General features: G+C 42.9%; 19 protein-coding genes. 13 read left to right on the top strand and 6 right to left on the bottom strand.

What is annotated here, in order from left to right; all coding sequences use genetic code 11:
• Positions 1 to 152 precede the first annotated feature (152 nt).
• Both MTO98_RS23825 and MTO98_RS23820 read left to right on the top strand, forming a co-directional pair.
• Positions 153 to 713 carry a quinol:electron acceptor oxidoreductase subunit ActD gene (locus MTO98_RS23825; RefSeq protein ID WP_243481482.1) on the top strand — a complete coding sequence of 187 codons (561 nt, stop codon included), beginning with the start codon at positions 153 to 155 and terminating at the stop codon, positions 711 to 713.
• A gap of 27 nt (positions 714 to 740) precedes the next feature.
• A complete protein-coding gene (locus MTO98_RS23820; RefSeq protein ID WP_243481481.1) occupies positions 741 to 2,024 on the top strand; it encodes a chloride channel protein in 1,284 nt (427 codons plus the stop codon).
• 87 nt (positions 2,025 to 2,111) lie between these two features.
• Here the strand turns inward: MTO98_RS23820 and istB are convergent, their stop codons facing one another.
• Both istB and istA read right to left on the bottom strand, forming a co-directional pair.
• Entirely contained in the window at positions 2,112 to 2,873 is a 762-nt protein-coding gene (gene istB, locus MTO98_RS23815; protein WP_119407387.1) for an IS21-like element helper ATPase IstB, read from the bottom strand.
• 20 nt (positions 2,874 to 2,893) lie between these two features.
• Positions 2,894 to 4,423 carry an IS21 family transposase gene (gene istA, locus MTO98_RS23810; protein ID WP_243481480.1) on the bottom strand — a complete coding sequence of 510 codons (1,530 nt, stop codon included), beginning with the start codon at positions 4,421 to 4,423 and terminating at the stop codon, positions 2,894 to 2,896.
• Positions 4,424 to 4,561: 138 nt separating this feature from the next.
• On the opposite strand from istA, the gene MTO98_RS23805 reads away from it, so the two are divergent.
• The 5 genes from MTO98_RS23805 (at position 4,562) to MTO98_RS23785 (ending at position 10,237) form a co-directional block, all read left to right on the top strand.
• A complete protein-coding gene (locus tag MTO98_RS23805) occupies positions 4,562 to 5,080 on the top strand; it encodes a hypothetical protein (protein WP_243481479.1) in 519 nt (172 codons plus the stop codon).
• Positions 5,081 to 5,259: 179 nt separating this feature from the next.
• Positions 5,260 to 6,285: a sensor histidine kinase gene (locus MTO98_RS23800; protein WP_243481478.1), complete on the top strand. Its 1,026-nt coding sequence runs from the start codon at positions 5,260 to 5,262 to the stop codon at positions 6,283 to 6,285.
• Positions 6,282 to 6,983: a LytTR family DNA-binding domain-containing protein gene (locus MTO98_RS23795; RefSeq protein WP_243481477.1), complete on the top strand. Its 702-nt coding sequence runs from the start codon at positions 6,282 to 6,284 to the stop codon at positions 6,981 to 6,983. The genes MTO98_RS23800 and MTO98_RS23795 overlap by 4 nt, the downstream gene beginning before the upstream one ends.
• A gap of 138 nt (positions 6,984 to 7,121) precedes the next feature.
• Positions 7,122 to 9,422, top strand: a complete 2,301-nt coding sequence (locus MTO98_RS23790; protein ID WP_243481476.1) for a TonB-dependent receptor — start codon at positions 7,122 to 7,124, stop codon at positions 9,420 to 9,422.
• Positions 9,423 to 9,433: 11 nt separating this feature from the next.
• Positions 9,434 to 10,237, top strand: coding sequence for a DUF4249 domain-containing protein (locus tag MTO98_RS23785; RefSeq protein WP_243481475.1), 804 nt, complete (start codon positions 9,434 to 9,436; stop codon positions 10,235 to 10,237).
• A gap of 145 nt (positions 10,238 to 10,382) precedes the next feature.
• Here MTO98_RS23785 and MTO98_RS23780 read toward each other — a convergent pair whose 3' ends face one another.
• From MTO98_RS23780 to MTO98_RS23770, 3 genes are all read right to left on the bottom strand, one after another.
• Positions 10,383 to 10,823 (bottom strand): hypothetical protein, encoded by a 441-nt coding sequence (locus MTO98_RS23780; protein ID WP_243481474.1) that lies wholly within the window; start codon positions 10,821 to 10,823, stop codon positions 10,383 to 10,385.
• Between the two features lie 127 nt (positions 10,824 to 10,950).
• Entirely contained in the window at positions 10,951 to 11,283 is a 333-nt protein-coding gene (locus MTO98_RS23775) for a hypothetical protein (protein ID WP_243481473.1), read from the bottom strand.
• 235 nt (positions 11,284 to 11,518) lie between these two features.
• Positions 11,519 to 12,274, bottom strand: coding sequence for an AraC family transcriptional regulator (locus MTO98_RS23770; protein WP_243481472.1), 756 nt, complete (start codon positions 12,272 to 12,274; stop codon positions 11,519 to 11,521).
• 496 nt (positions 12,275 to 12,770) lie between these two features.
• Here MTO98_RS23770 and MTO98_RS23765 point away from each other — a divergent pair, with 496 nt between their 5' ends.
• The 6 genes from MTO98_RS23765 (at position 12,771) to MTO98_RS23740 (ending at position 23,136) form a co-directional block, all read left to right on the top strand.
• A complete protein-coding gene (locus MTO98_RS23765) occupies positions 12,771 to 13,751 on the top strand; it encodes a FecR family protein (protein WP_243481471.1) in 981 nt (326 codons plus the stop codon).
• 238 nt (positions 13,752 to 13,989) lie between these two features.
• Positions 13,990 to 17,373, top strand: a complete 3,384-nt coding sequence (locus tag MTO98_RS23760; protein ID WP_243481470.1) for a TonB-dependent receptor — start codon at positions 13,990 to 13,992, stop codon at positions 17,371 to 17,373.
• A 9-nt stretch (positions 17,374 to 17,382) separates the two neighbouring features.
• A complete protein-coding gene (locus MTO98_RS23755; protein WP_243481469.1) occupies positions 17,383 to 19,155 on the top strand; it encodes a RagB/SusD family nutrient uptake outer membrane protein in 1,773 nt (590 codons plus the stop codon).
• A gap of 17 nt (positions 19,156 to 19,172) precedes the next feature.
• Positions 19,173 to 19,862, top strand: coding sequence for a DUF3823 domain-containing protein (locus MTO98_RS23750; RefSeq protein ID WP_243481468.1), 690 nt, complete (start codon positions 19,173 to 19,175; stop codon positions 19,860 to 19,862).
• Between the two features lie 59 nt (positions 19,863 to 19,921).
• Positions 19,922 to 22,423 carry a glycoside hydrolase family 3 protein gene (locus MTO98_RS23745; RefSeq protein ID WP_243481467.1) on the top strand — a complete coding sequence of 834 codons (2,502 nt, stop codon included), beginning with the start codon at positions 19,922 to 19,924 and terminating at the stop codon, positions 22,421 to 22,423.
• A 134-nt stretch (positions 22,424 to 22,557) separates the two neighbouring features.
• Entirely contained in the window at positions 22,558 to 23,136 is a 579-nt protein-coding gene (locus tag MTO98_RS23740) for an RNA polymerase sigma factor (RefSeq protein WP_243481466.1), read from the top strand.
• A 634-nt stretch (positions 23,137 to 23,770) separates the two neighbouring features.
• On the opposite strand, the gene MTO98_RS23735 is transcribed toward MTO98_RS23740, so the two are convergent.
• A complete protein-coding gene (locus MTO98_RS23735; RefSeq protein ID WP_243481465.1) occupies positions 23,771 to 23,953 on the bottom strand; it encodes a tyrosine-type recombinase/integrase in 183 nt (60 codons plus the stop codon).
• Positions 23,954 to 24,463: the final 510 nt, after the last annotated feature.

Genomic DNA, 24,463 nt, shown 5'->3' with positions numbered 1-24,463 from the left:
ATGTTTCTTTTTGATCTACATCAATTTTTTAAGAAATATTATATCGGATTTTCGGGCGGGAGGGAGTGTAGGACCTCTGCAACGCCGGACTTGGGGAATAAATACTGATTATTCCGATAGGATTTAAAAAAAGACAAACCAGATAAATAAAAATGGCGGTACACTATAAAACAGAAGAAACCAGAACAGGGAATCAATCGTCACACCTTATTTCAAAGGCAGCGGGAGGATTTTTGCTGTGCCATTTCAGCCATGCGGAAGATCTGTTATTCGGAATAGAGGCGCTGCAGTCATTTCATATTCCCATTCACGAGGTGTATACTCCGGTCCATATCGAAGGGTTGAAATACAAATTGCGGTTAAAAGAACTTAAAAGAGGTTATATCGCTTTGAAATATGGATGCTTCGGCGGTGCGGTGCTTGCTCCCCTGGTGCTATATACACTAACCCATAACTGGCATTTGCCATTATTGGGCAATGAGATAATTGTTACGGTTTTAACATCTTTATTTATGCTGGGTGCATTTATCTGCGCCTCCTGGCTGATGACAACAAAACCGCCGAGGATCATCAGGCTGCCGGTAATCGACTATCGCTTTGCTATTGTATTGAAAACCAGTTATATCGTAATGGATGAAGGTGTCGCCAGTTTTTTGCAGTACAGCGGGTCTGTGGAAATTGCCAGGGCCGTGAAAAGAATGTTATCGCGTTAAATATTAAACTATAATTCATCAATATTCATGATAAAATCAGACTCTTTCAGTAATCAATTTGAATTTAAAGGTAAAGCCAGGAACTGGAGTATCGCGCTGATCGGCGTCGGTATTCTCGGGGTTTTATACGGTTTTTTGTCCGGGCACGCGGAACGCACGTTTTCCAACCTGTTGTTAAATGCTTATTACCTGGTATGTCTTTGCCTGTGCGGTGTTTGCATAACGGCTATTGCTTATGTTTCTCAGGCGGCCTGGGCAACTGCCATTCTGCGTATCACGCAGGCGCTGGGAAGAGCGCTGCCCGTTGCCGGCCTCATTTTGTTCCTGGTGGTTTGCTCGGGTTTGTATTTTACACATGCAGGACAGAACGACGACGGCGCACAAACCACGCTTTCCTATCTGTATAAAGGATGGAACCTTGAAGGCGTTACCATACCGGGAAATCCAAATTATAATAAAGTTATTGCCGGAAAATCGGTGTATATGAACGTACCGTTTTTCCTGATCAGGCTTGCCATCTATTTAACGGTATACAGCTTTATCGGCAGCAGGCTCAGAAAGAAATCTGTGAACGAGGACGAAATAGGCGGAATGAAAAACTATAAAAAGAGCCTGTCTACTTCGGCTTTTTTCCTGGTTGTGTTCATGTTCACTGTTCCGCTTTTTATATTCGATGTAATCATGTCGCTGGAGCCGGAATGGTTCTCTACACTGTTTGCCTGGTATAACCTTGCGGGATTGTTGGTTAGCGGATTTGTCGCGGTAACATTAGTTGCGATGTACCTCAAGGAGGCCGGTTACATGGATTGGTTCAGCACCGAGCATCTGCATACTTTGGGTGTGCTCATTTTTGGCTTATCGATATTCTGGTGTTACCTGTGGTTCGAGCAGTTCTTACTCCAGTATTATGCTAACATTCCTGAGGAAGCGATCTATTTTCATAAAAGATGGGAGCCGGAGTATAAAAGCTGGTTCTGGGTAAACATGATCATCAATTTTTGCGTTCCGTTGTTTTTTTTCATGTCCCGCGATTCAAAACGGAAATGGAAAATGATGAAAGTGACCTGCCTGATTTTAATAGCAGGCCACTGGCTGGACATATGGCAGATGGTGGCTCCGGATACCGTCGGAACACAGGTTCATGGCTGGTATAACCAAATAGGTATCATCGAGGTTTGTACTTTTGCGGGTTTTGCCGGTGTATTTATTTACGCCGTTTGCACGGCGCTAAGCAAGTTCAAGTTAATGGCTCCTAAAAATCATCCCTTATTGCAGGAAAGCCTTCATTATTGTATAATACGGAGAAGTTGACCAGGTGATTCCGTGGCAAATTGACCACCTAAAGTGCTGGCGAACGAGCGCAGCGAACGCTGTAGAAGCGTTGTCAAAAGTAGTTATTTAAAGTGTGTTTTGCAGATAGCTTTTTTCGGGCTCTGCCGGCCTTCTTTTTCTCATCGACTCTCCTTTCAGTTCCATCCGGTGCGCATCATGCACGATACGGTCAAGGATAGCATCAGCGATCGTCTTTTCACCAATGACCTCATACCATTTACTGACCGGCAGCTGAGAGGTGATGATCAGCGATGTCTTACCGTGCCTGTCCTCAATGATCTCCATCAGTGCAGCCCTGCTCTGCGCATCAAAAGGCTGTATACCGAAGTCATCCAGGATCAGTAGTTGCTGGCGTTCCAGTTTGGCGACATCCTTCATGTAGGAACCATCTGCCTTGGCCATCTTCAGCTTAGCGAAGAGCTTGGGTGTACTGGCATAGAACACGCGGTAACCCAGTATGCAGGCCTGGTGTCCGATAGCAGAAGCAATGTAGCTTTTGCCGATACCGGTGCTGCCTGTGATCAGCAGGTTCTCATTACGGTCAATAAAGTGACAGTCTGCCAAACGCATCACCTGGTTGCGGTCGATGCTGCGATCTGCATGATAATGAATGTTCTCTACCGATGCTTTATAGCGGAACTTGGCGTACATGATGGTACGCTCTATGCGCCTGTTCTGCCGGTCGTCCCATTCGGCCTCTACCAGGTGAGCCAGCAGTTCATCAGTAGTGTATTCAGCGGTCTGGCCCGTTTCCAGGCAGCTTTTAAAGGCATGGTACATGCCAAAGAACTTCAGCTTGCGAAGTTTGTCCAAGGTGTTCGTGTTCATATCGATCTATTTATTAATGGTTATTTATAGTAGTTCTCTCCACGGATATTGTCATGGCTGGGCATAGGCAGTTCGTCAGCAAATAAGCTATCCTCGTAGCTGTCCATCTTGTTCTCCAGTATCTGCTGTATAGTCTTGTAGTTATAAACGCCATAACCGAGTGCACGCCTGCAGGCACTGGCCAGCCTTTCGTTACCTGCCTTACGCGCCAGGCTGAGGATACCGATACAGGAGCGGTAAGCTTGTTCCGGGTGTTGCTTCCGGTCCAGTATCTTCAGGATGTAAAGCCTCACATCCTCATGAATGGATGCCGCCCATTCCAGGAACTTATCGGGTGTCCATTCGGTCATAAAGCGGTGTGTCGAAGCCAGGTGGTCTTTATCCGTAGTATAGCTGTAAGGGCTTTTGATACGCCTGTGCATGGCAATGCGTTCGTAGTGGTAATAGACCTCTACGTTGGTGCGGGAATACAGCAGTTTGACCTTCCTGCCGATGAAGCGGTACGGTACGCTGTAGTAGTGTTTGTCGATACCAAGACAAACATGCCCGTTCTTCATTACGGTGGCCTGGTGCTGCCGTTTGAACTCATAACGTAATGCCGGTAATGGCGAGAGAGCCTGGCGTTCTATCTCCTCGAACTGGAGCTTTCTGCTGTAATTGCGGCCTTTCAGCGGCTGGCTGTTATGTGCTTCTAAAGCGACCTTGACCGCTGTGTTCAGTTCTGCAAGGGTATGATAGGCCTCTTTGCGAATAGGTGCGTAGATACGGCTGTAAACGATCTTAACAGCTCCTTCTACCAGTGCTTTGTCGCGAGGGCGGTACGCCCTCGCTGGTAAGATGGTCGTTCCGTAATGGTCGGCAAAGTCGGCAAAGGTCTCGTTCAGTGTTGGCTCATAGCGGTTGCTTTTGGTAACGGCAGCCTTCAGGTTGTCGGGAACGATGGCGGCAGGTACGCCGCCATAAAAGTGCAGGGCATTCTCGCAGGCTGCTATAAAGTCTTCTTTCTGCTGGCTCAGCACAGCTTCAACATAGGTCAATTGACTGGCGCCAAGGATAGCAACGAACACCTCGGCCTCAATGACCTCACCGGTATCCTTGTCCGTTATGCTTAGCTTTTCACCGGCAAAGTCCACATACAGCTTATCACCGGCTTTATGATCCAGGTGCATTGTGGGGTTCACGCGGGCTTTCCACTGGTTGTAATAAAAGCAGAATTGGGTGTATTTGAACCCGTCAGGGAACTCTTTGATATAAGCTTCCCACAGGATGCGGCGGTTCATACCGACCCGCTTTAGCTCTTTATCTATTTGCGGGAAACATCGTTGCAGGGCTACCATCCGCTTGTCCGGAGGGCGTTCACTGCTTTTGCCAAAGAAGTCCTCCAGCTCTTTATCATTAAGGGTATTGATCTCTTCGAACGTAAAGCCGCTGGCATCGAACGCAATAAGGTACTTCTTTGCGGTATTGCGTGACACGCCGGTCTGGGCCGCTATCGATAGCTTGCTGCGGCCCTGGCTGTACATCCTTAGGATCTGTCTTATCTTACTCATGCTTATCGTAGTGTTGGCCATTAGTGAAGTTGTTAAACCTCAAAAATAGGCCTGCTTCTACAGCATAAGCGGCTCGTTCGGGGTGGTCAGTTTCCTCCGAAATCAGGTGGTCACTTTCCCGCGGAATCGGTGGTCAGTTTGCGCCGAAATCAGGTGGTCAATATCAGCGAATTCTCCACATGGACCTTAAAAATAAGTTCTCAGCGCCAGAAAGTAACGGCAGATTCTGTTAAAGCCGGCGGTAGTGGAAGGCTGCAAAAGATGGGTTCTAAAGATACCACCCAGTTAGACCTTAACTATCGTTCGAGTTCCTTAAGCCTGGATATCACTAAAGGCAGTTCCGTTCTTCAGGCCGGAGATCGTGCTCCTGACGCTTTATTATCAGACGGAACATGGTTATCGGATTTTTACAGGGGCGTTCATTTTTCTGTAGTGATGTTTGTGAAAAACGAGGGATTGGCCAATAAGCTAAATTCCCGGTTTAACGGCGCAGTTAAATCTGTTTTATTAGACAGCATCTATGCTGCTTATTTTGGAAATGAGCAGTATATATACATCATCAGGCCTGATGGGTATACCGGCATGATCGCTCCCTCAGATTCGGAGGCGGAATTGATCTCGTATTTAGATGGATATTTAATGTATAACCAATTGTAAAATCTTCAAATACTGATTGTGCCCGGTAATAAGTTTGGTAACCGCAGATCAACTACTGATAGGGTATTTTGAAACGGGATTTTATATATTCACCTAAATCGACAAATTATATCCCTTTTTCGCATTTTTTTGAATATTGTTAAAATGTACAATTCATTTGCGGCTTAAAAGATTATATAATGAAAGTTTCCAGGTTTGCCCTCATCACCCATGCATTGATTTGGTTTTTGTTGCTGGTGATCCCATATGTCTCGACCGACCAGGTGTTCAGGGCAATTGATCCAGATACAGATCTGCAATATCTCCTGGTGTGCCTGGCACTTAGCTTTGTGTTATTGGCAACATTTTACATCAATTATTTATATCTGATCCCCAGACTGCTACTGACCAAAAAATACTTCCTGTATATTGGATGTATGTTACTTGCAATCGCTATCGTATTTATAGTATCGGGCGGACTGTTTTTCTTCCCTAACGTTAATTCACGAAGTTTGATAGCCATCAATCCACTGACAGAAAAGTTGATTCCCGTAATTATTATCAATGCTATTTCATTATGGTTCCTGGCAAATATCACATCCGTTTTGTGGATGGTTTATAAGCGTTTAAGACAAACCGAAAGTGAAAAGTTGTCTGCTCAGCTCGCTTCGCTAAAATCGCAGATCAATCCCCATTTTCTGTTCAATACCCTGAATAACATTTATGCCACAGCAATAGAAAGTTCACCGAAAGCTGCTGATATGGTTGATAAACTATCTGAAATGATGCGGTATACCATGAAAGATACCCAACAGGACTTTGTGCTCCTTGACGATGAGATGAACTATATTAATAACTACGTTGAACTGCAAAAGATCCGGCTGGACAGAAGTGTTAAACTTGAATTTTCAATTATTGAGGATATCCCGGATTTGCAAATCGCACCTATGCTGCTCATACCCTTTATCGAAAACGCCTTCAAACATGGAGTGAATTCAGAGCAAAAAAGTGCAATCCGGATATCAATTACCATAAATCAGTCCGAACTTCTGTTAAATGTTTTGAATAACCGGGTGAGTATCCAAAGTGACACATCTGAAAAAAGTGGGTTGGGCATTGAAAATACCAGGCATCGGTTACAACTCATTTATCCCTCCAGGCATCTGCTGGTCATTAATGATGGCCCTAAAACCTTCTCTGTATCACTTCATCTTAATTTAAAATGATTAGCGCAATTGCCATCGATGATGAACCATTAGCACTTACAGTGCTGGAGTCTTTATGTAAAAATAATGAAGACGTTCATTTACTGAAAACATTAACCCAGCCAAACGAGGCGCTTAAATATCTTGGAAAGTTCCCGGTTGACCTGGTCTTCTGTGATATTCACATGCCGGCGATGACGGGGATCAGACTGGTTAAATATCTTCAGCCCCATACAATGGTGGTTTTTACCACTGCTTTTGCTGAATATGCGGTTACCAGTTACGAGCTCAACGCGATCGACTACCTGCTCAAACCCATCAATCAAAAGCGCTTTACGCAAGCAGTAAATAAGGCAAAGGATTATGCGGAATATATGGGAACTAAAGAAAAAGGAATAAATAAGGAAATATATGTACGGGCGGATTTCAGCCTGATAAAAATTCTTGCGGATGATATACGCTACATTGAGGGCCTGGCTGATTATCTCAAGATCCACATTAAGGACCGGAAAACTGTAGTGGCCAGGATGTCGATGAAGGAAATGATAGAGAAGCTGAACAGCGATCAATTTATTCGCGTACACCGAAGTTATATTCTCCCGTTTAAAAAAATAGAAGCAGTTCGTAGAACGACCATTTTGATCGGTGACCAGCAATTTCCAATCGGAAAGACCTATGTCGACGAGTTTTTTGCCCGATACAACGCTAACCTTGGATAGGCCGATCCCTTCTTCGCAGAACTAAGCCCTTTCATCTCAAAAATTTCAAACACGCTCCTTTTGATGACAAATTTGTCTTGTTGACCATCCGGACTGATGGAAAACGAAGACAGAAATTAAGTCATTTAACGAACGAGCATGTACAGAATCGCATTAACCTTTTTTCTATTACTTGCCGCAACGCGTACCATTGCACAATCCCGGTACACGGTAAGCGGAACGCTTACCGATAAAAAGAACGGAGAAACCCTGATCGGGGCTACAATCTACGTGCTTGGTTCAGGCGGCGGCAGCGCTACGAATGCCTATGGGTTTTATTCTATCACATTGCCGGCCGGAAAGTATCATTTATTATTCAGAATGGTTGGATTTAAGGCGGACACCGTAGAAATCGACCTCAGGAACAACCTTAAACTTAACCAATCGCTCATTGAGAATGCACAGGGACTTAACGAAGTGGTTATTTCTGCTAAAAAAAAGGATGATAATGTACACGAAGCGCGCATTGGTATGGAGAAATTAAGTGTCTCCCGTGTTGCAAAAATCCCTGTAATCTTCGGAGAGAAAGACATTCTCAAGACAGCACAGTTACTTCCCGGGATAAAGTCGGCAGGAGAAGGAAGTTCAGGCTTCTTTGTCCGGGGCGGCGGTGCCGATCAAAACCTGATATTGCTGGACGAGGCACCCGTATATAACGCATCGCATCTGTTAGGTTTTTTCAGCACTTTTAACAGTGATGCCTTGAAAGATGTCACCATTCTGAAGGGTAACAGCCCTGCACAATACGGCGGCCGCCTCTCTTCGGTGCTTGATGTCAAAATGAAAGACGGCAGCAATCAAAATTATAACGGAAGTGCGGGGATAGGTCTTATCAGCAGCCGTGCAAGCTTTGAAGGGCCGATTTCTAAAGATCGCGGATCGTTTATTGTTTCCGGCAGAAGAACTTACATTGACCTGTTCCTGAAACTATCGCCGGACAATAAAGAGAATACGCTCTATTTCTATGATCTTAACGCGAAGGCCAACTATAGGATCAGCGATAAGAGCAGATTGTTTTTCTCAGGCTATACAGGACAGGATGTTTTAGGCATTGGGAAATCCTTTGCGGTAAATTGGGGTAACAAGACTGCTACGTTTCGCTGGGCTTATGAGGTCAGCCCCAGGTTATTCTCAAACGCCTCTTTTATTTTCAGCGACTATAACTACAAAATGAATTTCGGGTCCAGCAACAGTACCTCACGACTGAATTCAAAAATTCAGGATCTTAATGTAAAAGAGGAATTAACCTGGTATCCGAATGACCGAAATACAGTCAAGTTTGGATTCAATGTCATCCGGCATAATCTTGTTCCTACCAGGCTGACCGGCCGGGATAGCGCGGAGGTGGCCAAAAAAGGCCGTAATTCTTATGAAAGCGCCGTTTTTATAAATAATACCTGGAAAGCTACCGAAAAGCTGTCTTTGGATTATGGCCTACGCTTATCAGCGTACTCACTTTTAGGAGGGGACACTTACCGGATATTTGAAAAGGGAATCCAGAAAGACAGTGTAGTGTTAGCACCCGGCAGACTTGGGAAAACATACCTGAATCCTGAGCCCAGGTTACAGGCCAATTATAACATTGACGAATCCAGCAGCGTAAAGGCCGGCTACGCACGGAATACGCAGCACCTGCATTTACTCAGCAACAGTACGAGTGCCTCACCAACTGACCAGTGGTTCGGTGACAGTTATACGATCAAACCGGAGATCAGCGATCAGTTTAGTTTGGGATATGCCAGGAATTTCAATAATAGTAAATATCAAATGAGTGTCGAGGTTTATTATAAAAGCCTGCAAAATCAGATCGATTACAAAGACGGTGCGGACATCAGCACCTCCAGAGATGTGGAAAGTGAACTTCTTTTTGGTAGCGGACGTGCATATGGAGCAGAGTTTCTTATAAAAAAGACCCAGGGAAAACTGACCGGATGGATTGGATATACCCTGGCGAAAACAGAGCGGCAAATAAATGGCATCAACAATAACCGTTGGTATAATGCCAGGCAGGACCGTACACATGATATTTCCGTTGTCGGGGTTTATGAATTGTCATCTAAATGGTCGCTTTCGGGCTTGTGGATCTACGGTACTGGAAATGCAGTTACCCTCCCCCGAGGGAAATACCAGGTCGGTGGCCAAAGTGTATTCGTATATACTTACCGCAATGGGGACCGCTTACCGGCCTACCACCGGTTGGATCTGGGTGCAACCTATACCCGGAAAAAGAAAAACGGGCATGAAGTTTCCTGGAATTTCAGCTTATACAATGCCTATGGAAGAGAAAACCCCTATACGTTGTCCTTCGAGGACAGCAAATCAGACCCGACGAAAACGGTGATCAAACAGACGACATTATTTCGTTGGATACCATCCGTCACTTATAATTTCAAATTCTAAAACCCAGTAGTATGCAAAAGATATCGAAATATTTAATAGGCCTGGGCCTGTTTATGACCTCCTGCACAAAAGAAGTAAACCTGAAATTAAAAACAACCGCCCAACAAATGGTGATTGAAGGAGAAGTTACGAGCGCGCCAGGACCATACCAGGTTCAAATTCATAAAAGTGTCAATTTCAATCAGTCCAACAACCTGCCACCGGTAAGCGGAGCATTAGTGATCATTTCAGATAATACCGGCATGATCGATACACTAAAGGAAACCGGGCCTGGTATTTATAAAACATCCAAATTATCAGGGATTCCCGGAAGGACCTATTTTTTAAAGGTCGTCGCAGAAGGTAAACATTTTAACGCCTCTTCAACCATGCCGCAAGTCGTTCACCTCGATACCCTACAATTCGACCTCTTTACCAGTAAGGGAAATTCGGGAGGGCCGGAATATTCCACGTTACCTGTTTTTAACGATCCTGCTCCGTTTACTAATTCCTATCGGTTCATCCAAACTGTGAACGGAAAACTGGATGATACCTACTTTGTGTTGAACGATAACACTTTCAATGGTCTGCGGAATGAGCAACTTCTTTTCAATCCGGATGCGGAGATAAAAGCCGGAGACTCAGTTTCAGTTGAATTTCGTTGTATTGACAAAAACACCTATAATTATTTTTATACGCTTTCGCAGTTTAATACAGACGGGCCTTATAATACTACACCAACCAATCCACCTTCAAATATTACGGGGGACTTTGCATACGGCATTTTTTCCGCATGCACCGTCCAACGTAAATCAGCTGTTGTCCCCAAAAAATAAGCAAGAGTTTAATTAACAGCCATCTTGAGGTGTCTGATTTTTGAAATACATCAATAATACTTAAATATTCAAGCTCAAATCAGATGTTTCTTTTATGAAACTTCATAATCAATAGGCACCCAATAACTAAGAATTACTTGATCGCTTATTTAGTAAGATATACATCGGTATATGCAGTTGTATTATTCTGTCTGAGCAATAATGAGTTTCTTGTAATGGCTAAGATCGTAGCATAGCTTTTATTACTTGGCGAACCGTCGCTGGCTTTCTGTTGATCTGTGATTATTCCGTTGGCTACTGTGTAAGTAAAAAATTCGGTAGCTGTAGTATGGCCCGACGAACACGTACCATCTGTATTAAATTGCAGGAAGTCGATTCTGTCCGCAGGTAGGGGGGCATGGTCTATTTGTGTAACTGTTGCAGCTCCACCAGTTAGTTTATACATCGTATCAAGTTGTACGTGCCATTGCCCTGCGAGGTCACTCATAGTTGCCTTTTTAGGATCGAGCTGAATCTGCGGGTCGTTGTGTTTTGAGCAACTATCCAAAACTATTATTGCAAATAGAAAGAAGATAAAGTATTTCATAAGTTAGCATAATAAATATCTTAATATATTTATTTGTTTTGGTTGTAATCGAAAACGTTTGTTCTAATAATGATGTCATGATTTTGTCCGGCTGAATAACTCTTGTGTTAAAAAGGGGATAGCTATATTAGTTCGATATATGAGAACTATCTCTTTTGAGTTGATATAAACCTCTATCTATAACTACTCCCCATTCTTTTAGTTTTTCCGGTAAATTGATATTGTTTCGCCGGTAATCTTCCTGAATCGTCGTTTTTGCACTATTCAATGCATCAACGTCCTTCCAAACTGCAATAGTAATGATGGTCAGGTTACCTTGTTCATCAATTTGTTCATAATGAGAGTTTTTAATTAAACCCGGTTGTTTCTCCAATAATGAAGTATTGTAATCCAAGCGATTTATTAGTTTGAGGATCGCATTCTTGGGCACGGTGATTTTGTCAATTAATACTTGTTCCATTTGTTTTGTTTTTGTTTTAACCGAATCCACTATGTTTTCGCTTTTTGCGTAGCACAAGCAATTTGCTAAGAGCATAGTGGTCATGGTAATTATCAATCTTAATTTCATGTTTTTTTACAAAGATGCTACGTTAGCCATGGTTGGAATAGTAAAAAATCATTGATTGATAAACTGGATTTTTTTAAAATTTCTTAAAAATTTCACTGCACGGAGGGTTCAATTGATACAGCGGTAGTTAAATCCTGAAAAAGGCAGACGGCGTCATCCCTGTAAATTTTCTAAACTCTTTTATAAAATGTGACTGGTCAAAAAAACCGGCCTCCAGTGCAACTTCTGTCAGGGCGGCATTTGCAGGCCATCTGTCAATCAACGATCGCATCCTTACAATTGATGCATATTGTTTTGGAGTACTGCCAACAACTTTCCGAAATCGTTTTTCGAAGGCATCCTGGCTTATGTTCAAGGCTGTTGCTAATTGTATCATTTTTACAGATCCACAGGCAGCATTTATCCTTAAAATGGAATTTAGAATAAGTTCGTCCTGATTACGATCCCTCAATTTAGAGATGAGAAATCCTTCAATAACTTTTACTTTTTCTTCGGTAGAAAATACTAAAGATAATTTTTCATCCAGATTCTTAATTTCAGAATTGCTGAAAAAGGCATCCAGGGAAACATGGGAGTTGAAAAGCTCGTTAAGCGGAGTTTTAAAAAATGCAGTCGCCCCGGCTGGTTTGAATTGTACAAGGATATTTCCGCTATTCTCTCCGTAATGAATGAGCCTTGAGGAAAGGCTCAATCCCCCTATAGATAAGGGTGGAAGCAAGATTTTTTGACCTTCTTGCTCTATAACTACATTTCCTCTAAAACGAATGATCATCATTACCGATGTGTCGGGAAACACGTGGTTAATAAGCCCTCCATCACTTTGGACAACCATAAATGCAGCTATAAAAGGACTTAAAATAGATGAAGGCTTGATGATTTGCATAATGAATTATTTGCAAGCTTAATTTTAGCTTAGCTAACTAATACAAGACCTGAATTTATTAAATGGACAAAAAATATGATAGTTAAAAGTTAACAATTTCGATTAAAAAATTAAGAAATAGAAAAGCTAATCTGCATGTGATATATGGAACGCTCTATTGGATGCAGCTGTTGCACGAGAATCAGCGCAAATAATTTTATACTTAAAATCTTTTCAGCAAGTCCTGCGCGCCACCCATCAGCTTGATTTTATAGCGGTAAGTTTGTTTATAAGCATCCTCTTCTTTCAAAAATTCATGATCACTTTTGCTAATCCAATATGTCTCCGACCAATGATTGCCTTTAACATCTCCTTCTGTTACAAGTTTCCAGCAATCGGTTTTATAGCCGCCGTTTAATTGTAAGTTTCTGATTGATTATTCCGGTTGCTGTAATAAAAAATTTTTTCTTCTACTACCAAGCCTGTGTATAGGAGACTTATATGATGAAGAGCAATTATGAATACAAAAGAAGCCAAAAAACTTTTAGACCGATATCATAACCAACAATGCACTCCAGAGGAAAAAGCGAAACTTGAAGCCTGGTTTGATCAGATTTCCAGGGCGGGGGAATGGGATTGGCAGGAACAAGACAATGTCGACTTTGGTGAGCAGCTGAAACACGAAATAGACAGTCGGCTCAGCAAGCAGCAGAAAACGCATCCCACATTGATAAAATGGATAGCTGTTGCCGCCTCCCTGCTGTTGATTAGTTCGTGGTTTTTATTTACTGTCCGCAATCAGTCCGGGCGCACGGTTAAAGCAGAGTATGCTGAAACTTATGCTTCTCCCGGCCAAAGGGTAAAATTAACACTGAGCGATGGCTCTACCGTGATACTCAATGGAGCAAGCAAATTAAGGTACCCGGTTACATTTAGAGGTAACACACGCGAGGTTAGCCTGCTGGAGGGTGAAGCTTATTTTGATATCCGGCACGATGAAAAAAAGACTTTCGTTGTTGAAGCTGTGGGCACACATACCTACGTGTTAGGAACTGCATTTAATATTCGTGCTTATAAATTAGCCAAAGAGGTTCAGGTAACAGTAACCCGTGGGAAAGTATCTGTGAGCGGGCTTGTGCATTTAAAAGGCGCAAATGTAAGCCCAATTATTTTATTGCCAAATGAACAGGTCACCATTGCCAAGCAGACCGGGAATATGATACAAAAACATATAAATGCTGCCGATTACACGGTTTGGGTGCAGGGGAAATATAAATTCAATAATGAAAGCCTCGGCAATGTAGCGATAGTGCTTGAAAATGCCTTTAACGTGCATATCACTTTTGATACCGGGGATATAAAAAATATCCGGTTCAGCTCGGAATTTGATAGTACTGACAAGCTTGACGACCTGTTGTTTGCTATTTGCAGGGCAAATAACCTTACCTATTCAATAAACGGCAAAAACGTAATCCTCAAGGAAAAATCCAACCAATAATAAACCGATTATAAACTCAACCCCAACCGAAAACTATGAAATAAGTTATACAAAACCCATAAAAAAACCGGTATGTGATTGTAATCCATACCGGTCGTAAGCTATGAAAAATCAGCCCTGTAACGCCAATCACACGCTGAATTTCATGCCGGATCAGTAAACAAAAATTATTCATCTAATCCCTTTCAAAGGTATGGAAAAATATACCTATAACATTATGCGGTTAACTCTGCGCATTATGAAATTTACGTTTTATATTATTCTTCTCGTCACATTAAGCACGCAATTGATATGGGCAAGCGATTCCATGGGGCAAACGCTTGAAAAAACCACGATCGATATCCGGGTGCAGGACAAAAGCTTAAAAGAGGTTTTAACGCTTATCGAAAGTAAAAGTAAAATTCACTTTACTTACAATGAAAGCTTTATTAGCCGGTATACGCATATCAGTATTGATGAACAAGGCAAAACCGTAGCCTTCCTTCTTAATGCGGTATTAAACAATACCAACCTCGAGTACCTGCAAAAAAACAATAAGGTGATCATCGCCGAACGTGAAAGTGGGCAGGACTTGCGGCGCCCCGCAGCTGAACTGCCCGCATTTGTTGTTAAGGGTGTGGTAACCGATGACAAAGGACAGGTAATGCCCGGCGTGAGCATATTGCTGAAAGGTACCAGGACAGGTGCCGTTACAACTGTAAATGGCAGCTACACTATCAGCCTGCCAGATACAACGGGTGTGTTGGTTTTTTCATTTATAGGTTTCAATACCCAGGAAGTAAATGTGGCAGGTAATAAAACAATAAATGTATCGCTTGTTCCTGTAGCTAACGGCTTAAACGAAGTAGTGGTTGTTGGCTATGGCAGTCAAAAAAAGGCGACCGTTACAGGTGCCATTTCAACCGTCAGCGCAAAGGAAATCAATACGGCTACAAATGGTAACGTGGCAAACCTTTTAGCCGGTAAGCTTCCGGGGTTAAGGGTAACTCAAAGAACAAGTGAGCCGGGCGATTATGCCAGTGATTTTGATATCCGGGGTTTCGGAGCCCCGCTTGTTGTTATCGACGGCGTCCCGAGATCAAGCTTCAACAGGCTGGATCCTAACGAAATTGAAAGTATTTCAGTCCTGAAAGATGCTTCGGCTGCCGTTTACGGTGTGAAGGGCGGCAACGGCGTTGTGCTCATCACTACCAAACGGGGTAACGGAAAAACCGTTTTTAATTATTCTTCCACATTTGGGGCATCTAAAATAGCCCATTCCCCCGAAATTTTAAATGCTTATCAGTTTGCAACCCTAACGGATGAAGCTTATATCAACGCCGGAAACACGCCGCCATATTCGGCCGATGTATTGGAAAAATACCGCACAGGGGCATTGCCAAGTACGGACTGGTACAATCTTGTAGTACGTAAATATGCTCCGGAACAGCAGCACAGCATCAGTGCAAGCGGCTCGTCAGATAAGATAAAATACTTTTTATCACTGGGGTATTATGATGAAACGGGGATTTATAAATCAGGTGATTTAAATGCCAACAGGTATAATTTTCGCTCTAATATCACTGCCGACCTTACCAGGGATTTGCAGGTTGAGGTTTTGTTAAACGGGATAAAGGATACGAAAAATGCTCCTGGTGAAAGTACCGGTAGCATATTTCAGGCTTTATGGTCCGAACCGCCCACTATTTCCGTTTACGCAAACAACAATCCGGCATACCTGAGCAATATGCCGGACGCTACTCACCCGATATCTATCACAACTTCATCGTACTCAGGATATAATGATAATACCAATAAAACCTTTAACGGCAGTTTTGCACTAAATTATAAGATACGCGCTGTTGATGGTTTGAAGGCCAGGATATTATATGCATATGACAATCTCAGCAGTTTTAATAAAGTATGGAAAAAGGCCGTTAATGTTTACGACTATGATACCGCAACCGACACCTACAATGTAACCGGAACACGTAACGCGCCTACTACGCTGGCCCAATACTATACTGAAGCAACATCGACCACAGCACAGGCCTCTTTGGAGTATGCTAAAACCATAAGATCGGACCATAATATTAAAGCGCTCCTGCTTGTAGAAGAAAGAAAGCAATCCGGGCTTGCATTTAACGGTTCAAGACAGTTTTCCCTCGATGCCGTTGATCAGCTTTATGCCGGTAATACCGCAAACCAGGCAGTCACTTCCACCAATGTTGATCCAAATGTTAATCAGGGCATTGTTGGCAGGGTCAACTATGACTTTAAAGGAAAATACCTGTTAGAAGGAAGCTTTCGTGAAGATGGATCCTCAAAATTTGCGGAAGGCCATCGCTGGGGCTTTTTTCCTGCTGTTTCTGCCGGTTGGCGGATTTCGGAAGAGGGGTTTTTTAAAGATAAAATATCCTTTCTTAATAACCTGAAATTGAGAGCGTCATACGGTAAACTTGGTGATGATGCTTCCTCTACTTACCAGTATCTATCAGGTTATAATTACCCAGGGTCCAATTATGTATTAAACGGTACTTTGGTAAACGGTTTAGGTTTTCGCGGGTTATCCAACCCAAACCTTACCTGGTTTACCAGCAAGCTGGCCAATATAGGTATCGATGCGGATTTATTTTCAAATAAGCTTCACCTTGAGGCCGACGTCTTTAGCAAAAGGAGAGAGGGTTTGTTAGCCACCCGTAATTTGAGTTTACCCGGTACAGTAGGAGCAGGACTACCACAGGAAAACCTGAACAGCGACCTTACCAAAGGGTTTGAAATATCGCTTGCTTATCGTAACCATATAGGCGATTTTAACTACAATGTATCCGGCAACGTTGCATTTACACGCACAAAAAACCTGTATATTGAACAAGCAGGTGCCACAAATTCATACAGCAACTGGCGCAGTAACGGCAGCAACCGCTGGAACGATAACTATTTTGGATACAAGGTGATCGGGCAGTTTCAGTCTGTCGCCGAAATACAAAGCTCCCCCGTTGAAGACGGTAACGGAAACCGGAATGTTTTACCCGGTGATCTGAAATACCAGGACCTGAACCATGACGGAATCATCGACGACAATGATGTGCAGGTTGTTGGTAAAAACAGCGGCACTCCCGAGATGACCTATGGGTTTAGCCTGGCGGCGCAATGGAAAGGTTTTGATATCAATGCGCTGTTTCAGGGCGGATCGCAATTTACGGTATCATACCTCGGAACTATTGCCCTTGACGGACCCCTGGCGTTTGGGCGCAACGGGCTGGATGTATTTATGGACCGCTGGCACCACGAAAACCTGTTTGATGCCAACAGTCCATGGGTTCCGGGTAAATACCCTTCAACCAGGACGAAGGGCGGTACCGACAGGCCAGACGGATGGAATTTTATGCCTTCAGATTTTTGGTTAAAAGATGCCACTTACCTGCGTTTAAAAAGCGTTGAATTTGGTTATACTTTTCCTGCCTCGCTCATCGGTAAAAGCGGCTTCGTTAAGTCATTACGCATATATGTTAATGGGTTTAACCTGGTTACCTGGTCGGGCCTGAACGACCTTGTAGACCCGGAGCATACCAATGCCAGCTATGGGAATACTTACCCCATTACCAAGAACTATAATTTCGGCGTAAACCTCACTTTTTAATTTATGACCATGAAAAAGAGATTTCAATATATATTACTTTTTGCCATGTGCGCGTCGCTGACCTTTTCCTGCAAAAACGACCTGAATGTAGCGCCGCAAAACATCATTCAGGATGAAACAGTTTTTGCCAACGAATCTGCAATAAATGCATATTTCGCTTCGCTATATAGTGATCTGCCTATCGAGGATTTTAATTTTCATCCGTATAATGGCTTTAATTCCAATTCTCAAAACTGGATGCCTGATATTACAGATGAAGCGATGAACTGTCTTAACGATGATAGGATGGATATAGGCAGCGGTGTTTCTTTGGGCTGGTGGGGCTATGGTCCGGTAAGGAATGTCAATGCGTTCATTGCGAAAATAACAACTGCTAATTTTCCCGATGCTAAGAAAAATGAGTGGCTGGGAGAAGCGAAATTTATCCGTGCTTATTACTATTTCGGTATGGTAAAACGCTACGGAGGCGTGCCTTTGATCACGGATGTACAGGATTTTAACGGAAGCAATCTTGATGAATTGAAAGTTCCGAGGAATACCGAAAAAGAAGTTTATGATTTTATTTCCAAGGAACTTGACGATGCTATTGGTCTGCTTGATGAAAGTAGCGACGGTACCCGGGCTAATAAATATGTAGCTTATGCACTAAAATCACGGGCCATGCTGTATGCCGCATCCGAGGCCGCGTACGGAACGGTGCAGTTAAATGGCCTTATTGGAATAGACGCATCAACCGCGCAGGCCTACTGGCAGGCCGCCTATGACGCTGCAAAAACTATTATCACTTCAGGTAAATATGCTTTGTACAGTAAAGACCCTAACAAGACGGCAAATTATACAAGCGCGTTCCTTGATGTTAGCAGTCCCGAAAATATTTTCGTTAAAAAGTTTCAATATCCGGATAAAGCCCATTCTTATGACCTTTGGGTATTACCCCACCATGGCGTAGGGCCGTCTATAGGTTATGGTAGCCGTATCAATCCCACACTTGAGCTGGTAGAAAGTTACGAATATACAGACGGTACAGATGGTAAATTAAAAATCAATGATGCTTCGGGCAACCCGATCCATTATAACAACCCTTCAGATCTTTTTTTGAATAAAGATCCAAGGCTGGATGCTACTATTCTGCTTCCTTTTGGCGACTGGAAAGGCTATAAAATGGATGTAAGAGCGGGTATTATCGATAATGGCACAACCATTACATCGGGTGATTATAATGAACTTTATAAAAACTTACATATAATTGGCTTAAATGGCATTGGAGGCGGGGGGGAGGTATCCCAAACCGGGTTTTATGTACGCAAGTACCTGCAACCGGCCTATGATAAGTCAGTTGTTGTAAACAACAGTTCATATCAGCAGTATATTGACTTCCGTTATGGAGAAGTGCTGCTTAATTATGCCGAAGCTGCAGTTGAATTAGGCAAACCAGCTGACGCCAAAACAGCGATCAACCTGATTCGTGATCGCGCCGGGATCAAACTGTTAACCGATGCACAGGTAACCCGGGATAAAGTCAGGCATGAGCGACAGATTGAACTGGCCCTGGAGCCGCACCGTTACTGGGATATCCGTAGGTGGCGACTTGCAGATAAGCTGCTTAACAATACTAAGTTCAATGCGATTTTACCTTACCAGATATTACCAGGGACGGCTTATGAATACAAAACCAAGCCGGTTGGCAATCCTAAAACATTTACACCCAATATGTATTACGAGCGGATCGATCCGGGTGAAATTTCAAAGGACCCCAAGTTAATTCAAAACCCAGGTTACTAATTCAAAATACAACAACAATGAAATTAAAAAATATCGTCATATGCAGTTTTATAGGATTAGGTTTTGCCATTTCATCCTGTAAACAGGATAATTATCCGGTTCCTAATGCAGGTATACAGGGCGCAATCACTGATGCTGCTACCGGCAGCCAGATCCAAACAGAACAGCCCAATGGCATAAAAATCAGGCTGATTGAAACTAAATACGGTAATAATGTTACCCCAAATGATTTTTGGTGCAGGGCCAATGGTTCATTTGAAAATACGCAGGTTTTTGCGGGCCGATATAAGGTTGTTCCTATTGAGGGCGCTTTTTTTCCGGCAGATACAGCAATTGTTGATGTATCCGGCCTGACAACGGTCAATTTTAAGGTTACGCCTTACCTCACAATAACAGCTAACGTGACAGCTGTGGCCGGAGGAGTAAATACCAGTTACACTATATCAAGAACAAAGGCTGGCGATAAAATTACTACAGCAAGAACGCTGGTGTCTGCATACCCGACGGTAAGCAACACGATTAATGAATTCAGCACCAGTAATGACTTAAGTGGTATTGAAGACAACGTGATACTTGGCAAACAATATGCTGACGCCATCACAGGGCTTACCTCAGGTAAAACATATTATGTAAGGGTTGCCGCCAGAACCGCAAACGCCAATAATAAATTTAATTATAGCGAGGCAGTTAAAATAATTGTTCCTTAAACCAAATCAATCACTATGCACCGGATGTGTTTTAACCATCCGGTGTTTTTTTTTCTCGGATGAAAAAATATACTTTCTTTTTATGTGCTATCCTGTTCCCTGCAATAGTTTACGGACAACGTTTAAAACCGGCCTCCGGGCGGTCGGCAGAAGAAAAAATCAATAACATTATAAAACAGCTTACGCTTGAGGAAAAAGTAAGTATGTGCTCTGGTGCCACGCCCGAAATGGCTTTTCGGGGCGTAAAACGATTAAACATTCCTAATTTGCAGTGTAGCGATGGCCCCCGCGGCCCAAGTCGTGAAGGCAATGCAACCGCATTTCCATCCGGTTTGGTTTTTGGGGCCTCCTGGAACCCTGCCCTTGTTAAGGCAGCTGGTAAAGTAATGGGAAATGAAAGCAGGGCAAAAGGTATTGGCGTACTCTTAGGGCCTGGCAATAACATCCTCAGGGACCCGTTGAACGGCCGTTTTTTTGAGTATTATACTGAAGACCCTTTTCTAAACAGTGAAATAACGGTTGCTCATGTCAGCGGCATTCAAAGTGAAGGTGTTGCTGCCTGCTTAAAGCATTATGCCTGTAATAACAGGGAGAACAACCGCAATTTTTATATGTCGATGGTGGACGACCGGACACTAAATGAAATTTATCTGCCTGCTTACAAGGCTGCTGTACAAAAAGCCAAGGTATGGACTATTATGACATCGGCCAACGGGGTTAATAATGAGTTTGTTAGCGATAGCAAAAAAATGTTAACTGATATATTGAAGGATAAATGGGGCTTTGATGGATTTGTATTGACTGATTGGCTGCAAACCCGGTCTACGGAAAAGGCAGCGATAGCAGGGCTCGACGTGTCGATGCCCGGCGGGGATAATTGTGGTTTCGGGGCGCCGCTACTGGCCGCTGTTAAAGATGGACGGGTATCTGAAATTTTAATCGACGATAAAGTAAGGCGTATATTAAGGATTTATGATCGGATAGGTTTACTTGATGGTAAGTTTAACACCAGCAATGCGTCACTCAATACCCCACAGCATCAGGCAGTAGCCAGGGAATTAGCAGAGCAGGGGATGGTTTTATTAAAAAATGAGCAGCGTGTTTTACCGCTTAATGCCGATAAAATTAAAAAGGTTTTAGTAATAGGCCCTAATGCCGATAAGTATTTGTGCGTTCCGGGGGCTGGAGGAAGTTCTGGTATCAGGCCGCCGTATGAAATTACCCCACTTAAAGGCCTTGTTAATTTATTGGGAGAAAAAAAGGTTCAATACCTGTCGTCAGCCGATTTAGGCGGGTTTCAGTTGATCCCCTCTGAATCTATAAAAAATTTGGATGGGGGTGAAGGGTTTAAAGGCAGTTATTTTGTAAAAGATAAGGAAACGGCCGCATTAAAGAGAATTGACCCGGCTGTTGATTTTATGTGGGAGATGAAATCGCCCGATGCTTCAATAGATCCTAATGCCTTTAGCAAGGCTCATTTTGAGGGGCAATTAATACCACCCATGGATGGTAAATATACCATCAGGATGATCGTGAACGGGGTAGCCTATCTATATCATGGAAATAACCATGCAGACCAACTTGCTTTTGCCGATAGCCGTCAAACGTTAACTGTTGCAAATGCTTCAGTTAATTTAACAAAAGGCGTCCCGTACGATATTGCTATCGACTATGAAAAAATGCCCGGAGATGCCGCGATCCGATTGGAGTGGGAACTTCCGGAAGTCCCTGCTGAAAAACTAAAGATTGTAGATAAAGCAGCGGCCGATGCCGATGCCGTAATTTATGTAGGTGGAATTGACCATAGCATGGATACCGAGGGGCGTGACCGCAAAGACCTTAACTTTCCGGGCGCTCAGGAAAATATCCTCAATCGCCTGGCTAAAATAAACAAGCATCTGATCGCCGTGTTGATCAACGGTTCTCCGCTTGAACTTGGCGGCTGGCTACCTCATGTGCCAGCAGTTTTGGAAGCCTGGTACCCTGGTATGGAAGGTGGTACAGCAATTTCAAATATCATATTTGGTAAAGTTAACCCATCGGGTAAGCTCCCTTTTTCATGGCCCAAAAAACTTGCGTATGCTCCGAGCAAGGTTTTAGGAACTGAAAATAATGATGTGGTGAATTATACGGATAGCTTAATGGTTGGTTACCGATACTATGATACCAGGTTTGTTCAGCCCGAATTTCCGTTCGGCTATGGCTTAAGCTACACCAGTTTTACCTATGGAAAATTGTCGGTTCATCAAAAGGGGAATATTGTAACCGGAATTGTTAATATCAAAAATGCCGGTGGGATGGATGGGAGCGAGGTTGTACAGGTTTATGTAAAGCCGCTGCGTGCTCATATAAGCCGGCCGGTGCATGAATTGAAGGCATTTAAAAAGATTGCGGTAAAAAAAGGCAGTACGGGTATCGTTGCTTTTCAACTCGATAAAGAAGCCTTTTCTTATTATGATACCGCGTCCGGAAAATGGAAAATTGAAGCCGGAAGGTACGAAATCCAGGTGGGGGCATCATCAAGGGATATCCGCTGCAGCAAGCAGGTGAACATCAGATAATGCTGCAGTTGATTGCAGACAGATGGGGATGCGTGTTTTTATTGTTATAGTTAATTTAACCAGCCAATTATAAATTTCGCAGGTGGTAATACCCTTATTTCCTGCTTTACAGAATTAAAATCTGCAGACCGGATATGCGCTTTGGAACTGATTTCATACTTGAGAACGAAACTGTTTTCCGGACAGATGAAAAGCTCTTGCTGTTATTACAGCATGATCATAAAACAGCGTTCGATGAAATATATCAACGGTACTGGGAAGCTCTTTTTGCGTATGTAGTCAGAGTAGTGGACGACCGCGATGATGCGAAGGATATTGTTCAGGAGGTCTTCGTATCTCTATGGAACCGCCGTTTTGAATTAAACGATGTAAGGTCTCTGAAAGCATATTTATTCTCCTCGGCACGGTACGAGGGATTAAGTATGATCCGAAAAAAATCTGTCCGTACAAAATACCTGGACTCATTGGCTAATTTTTTCAGCGAAGGATCTGACACGTTAAATGAACAAATGGACGCAGGTGAAATGAGCCGCCTGATAGATGCAGAGATTAACAATCTGCCTGCTAAAATGCGCGAGGTGTTTATTCTGAGCAGGAAGAACCACCTTTCCTATAAGTCCATTTCGGAAAAGCTCGAAATTTCAGATAAAACGGTAAAAAAACAGATCAATAATGCCCTTCGGCAATTCCGGCTGAAGTTCTCTCAATGGTAAGGCACAGTTTTGATATTTGCGTATTATTTTAGAGAACACTATTTGATTGGCAAAAGGCGCAATTCCGGATGTTGTTTGCTTGAAATCCGTAATTGCTTGAGGTGATTTCCTTAAAAGTCTCAGGCGGCAGATGTTTGAGGAAACTTAAACCGGAAGACTATCCGGTGTTTTATCTAATTTGATCTGCCTGATTGTTCAAATCAGGTAGCCTCATAAAGATCATCGACATATTATATAAACATCATACAGTAAATATTTAAGCTGCCGTTGATCAAAACAAAGTTTTAATACTGGTAATTTGTAGAATTAGCAGATACCCGCAATACGAACGTCACTGGTAATGTCCTTATGGGAGAATCCGCTGGAAGAGCAGGGCTGAAATACCCGGTTCTTCCGGCGGATATATTAATTCTATTTCAATGGGCGACATCCTTAAAGACGTCCTGTTGAATATTCCCCAGTAGTTCGGAATTATCATTGTTGTCGTCAATTTTTAATGACATAAGAATAGTTGACGGTAGCCTTTTTTATTGTTTCTTTCGAATCCGGCACAGGGGTTCGTTCTTCATTGTTTTATTTTCCGTCTTGCTCAGCTTGTTACGCAATGCAACCATGTCATTGTTTATTCTTTGATCTAAAAGTTGGCATAATGCTGGGTTTGTTTCAGGTTTTTGTGGTATAGCATATCCGCGACAGTTTCAATAGGTACGCCGTCACTAAGCGTAACCGTTGTTGCAAAAGTATGCCTGGCAGTGTGGCAACTTAATTTATTTTTGATACCACATAAATTCCCGGTCTCTTTGATATACTCAATCATTTTTTGGTTGGAAAGGACCGGAAATGAATACTACCCGAATCACTCACTGATTTTTAGTATTGCTAAATCGTTATTGGAATCTACACGATATTATTGAGATGAAAAAGTCCACTAACAAGGGTATTTGGAATATTTCTGAAGGCGAGATTTATTCGCCGTGATGCTTAAAAGCACCTGACTGTTAAATCAGAGGGTCGCTGGTTCGAGCCCAGCCTCAGGATGTTAAAAATGCTCTAATGAGCTTAAAATCCGCATTTGGTCTAAAAAGTGGTTCGAATTCCGCCCAGTAAGGGGAATCAAAAGTTCTACAATTGGCTCAAAAAGCCAATTGACTCTAATAGTTGGTTCGAATTCAACGCAGCCTAATAGGAGCGGGCATTCATTGAAATTAAAAAAAACGGCAATCCACATTGCCTAAATTAAATTATAAAACACGCCAATTCTCAACGATCCAAAACCGCACACGGCCATGTGCGGTTTTGGAACAGTTTTTTTATTTGATATTTCATA

Origin of the sequence: Mucilaginibacter sp. SMC90, from assembly GCF_022811725.1 — a bacterium.
GTDB lineage: Bacteria > Bacteroidota > Bacteroidia > Sphingobacteriales > Sphingobacteriaceae > Mucilaginibacter.
The sequence above is the reverse complement of the archived record's forward strand: the minus strand, read 5'-3'. Positions and strand labels throughout refer to the sequence as shown.

Excerpts from the sequence above, each read along its gene's own strand:
- MTO98_RS23770 (WP_243481472.1), bottom strand. The coding sequence starts at position 12,274 with ATGCAAATCATCAAGCCTTCATCTATTTTAAGTCCTTTTATAGCTGCA.
- MTO98_RS23735 (WP_243481465.1), bottom strand. The coding sequence starts at position 23,953 with ATGATTGAGTATATCAAAGAGACCGGGAATTTATGTGGTATCAAAAAT.
- MTO98_RS23755 (WP_243481469.1), top strand. The coding sequence starts at position 17,383 with ATGAAAAAGAGATTTCAATATATATTACTTTTTGCCATGTGCGCGTCG.
- MTO98_RS23790 (WP_243481476.1), top strand. The coding sequence starts at position 7,122 with ATGTACAGAATCGCATTAACCTTTTTTCTATTACTTGCCGCAACGCGT.
- MTO98_RS23825 (WP_243481482.1), top strand. The coding sequence starts at position 153 with ATGGCGGTACACTATAAAACAGAAGAAACCAGAACAGGGAATCAATCG.
- istB (WP_119407387.1), bottom strand. The coding sequence starts at position 2,873 with ATGAACACGAACACCTTGGACAAACTTCGCAAGCTGAAGTTCTTTGGC.
- MTO98_RS23795 (WP_243481477.1), top strand. The coding sequence starts at position 6,282 with ATGATTAGCGCAATTGCCATCGATGATGAACCATTAGCACTTACAGTG.
- MTO98_RS23740 (WP_243481466.1), top strand. The coding sequence starts at position 22,558 with ATGCGCTTTGGAACTGATTTCATACTTGAGAACGAAACTGTTTTCCGG.
- istA (WP_243481480.1), bottom strand. The coding sequence starts at position 4,423 with ATGAGTAAGATAAGACAGATCCTAAGGATGTACAGCCAGGGCCGCAGC.
- MTO98_RS23765 (WP_243481471.1), top strand. The coding sequence starts at position 12,771 with ATGAATACAAAAGAAGCCAAAAAACTTTTAGACCGATATCATAACCAA.
- MTO98_RS23775 (WP_243481473.1), bottom strand. The coding sequence starts at position 11,283 with ATGGAACAAGTATTAATTGACAAAATCACCGTGCCCAAGAATGCGATC.
- MTO98_RS23760 (WP_243481470.1), top strand. The coding sequence starts at position 13,990 with ATGAAATTTACGTTTTATATTATTCTTCTCGTCACATTAAGCACGCAA.
- MTO98_RS23745 (WP_243481467.1), top strand. The coding sequence starts at position 19,922 with ATGAAAAAATATACTTTCTTTTTATGTGCTATCCTGTTCCCTGCAATA.
- MTO98_RS23785 (WP_243481475.1), top strand. The coding sequence starts at position 9,434 with ATGCAAAAGATATCGAAATATTTAATAGGCCTGGGCCTGTTTATGACC.
- MTO98_RS23780 (WP_243481474.1), bottom strand. The coding sequence starts at position 10,823 with ATGAAATACTTTATCTTCTTTCTATTTGCAATAATAGTTTTGGATAGT.
- MTO98_RS23820 (WP_243481481.1), top strand. The coding sequence starts at position 741 with ATGATAAAATCAGACTCTTTCAGTAATCAATTTGAATTTAAAGGTAAA.
- MTO98_RS23800 (WP_243481478.1), top strand. The coding sequence starts at position 5,260 with ATGAAAGTTTCCAGGTTTGCCCTCATCACCCATGCATTGATTTGGTTT.
- MTO98_RS23750 (WP_243481468.1), top strand. The coding sequence starts at position 19,173 with ATGAAATTAAAAAATATCGTCATATGCAGTTTTATAGGATTAGGTTTT.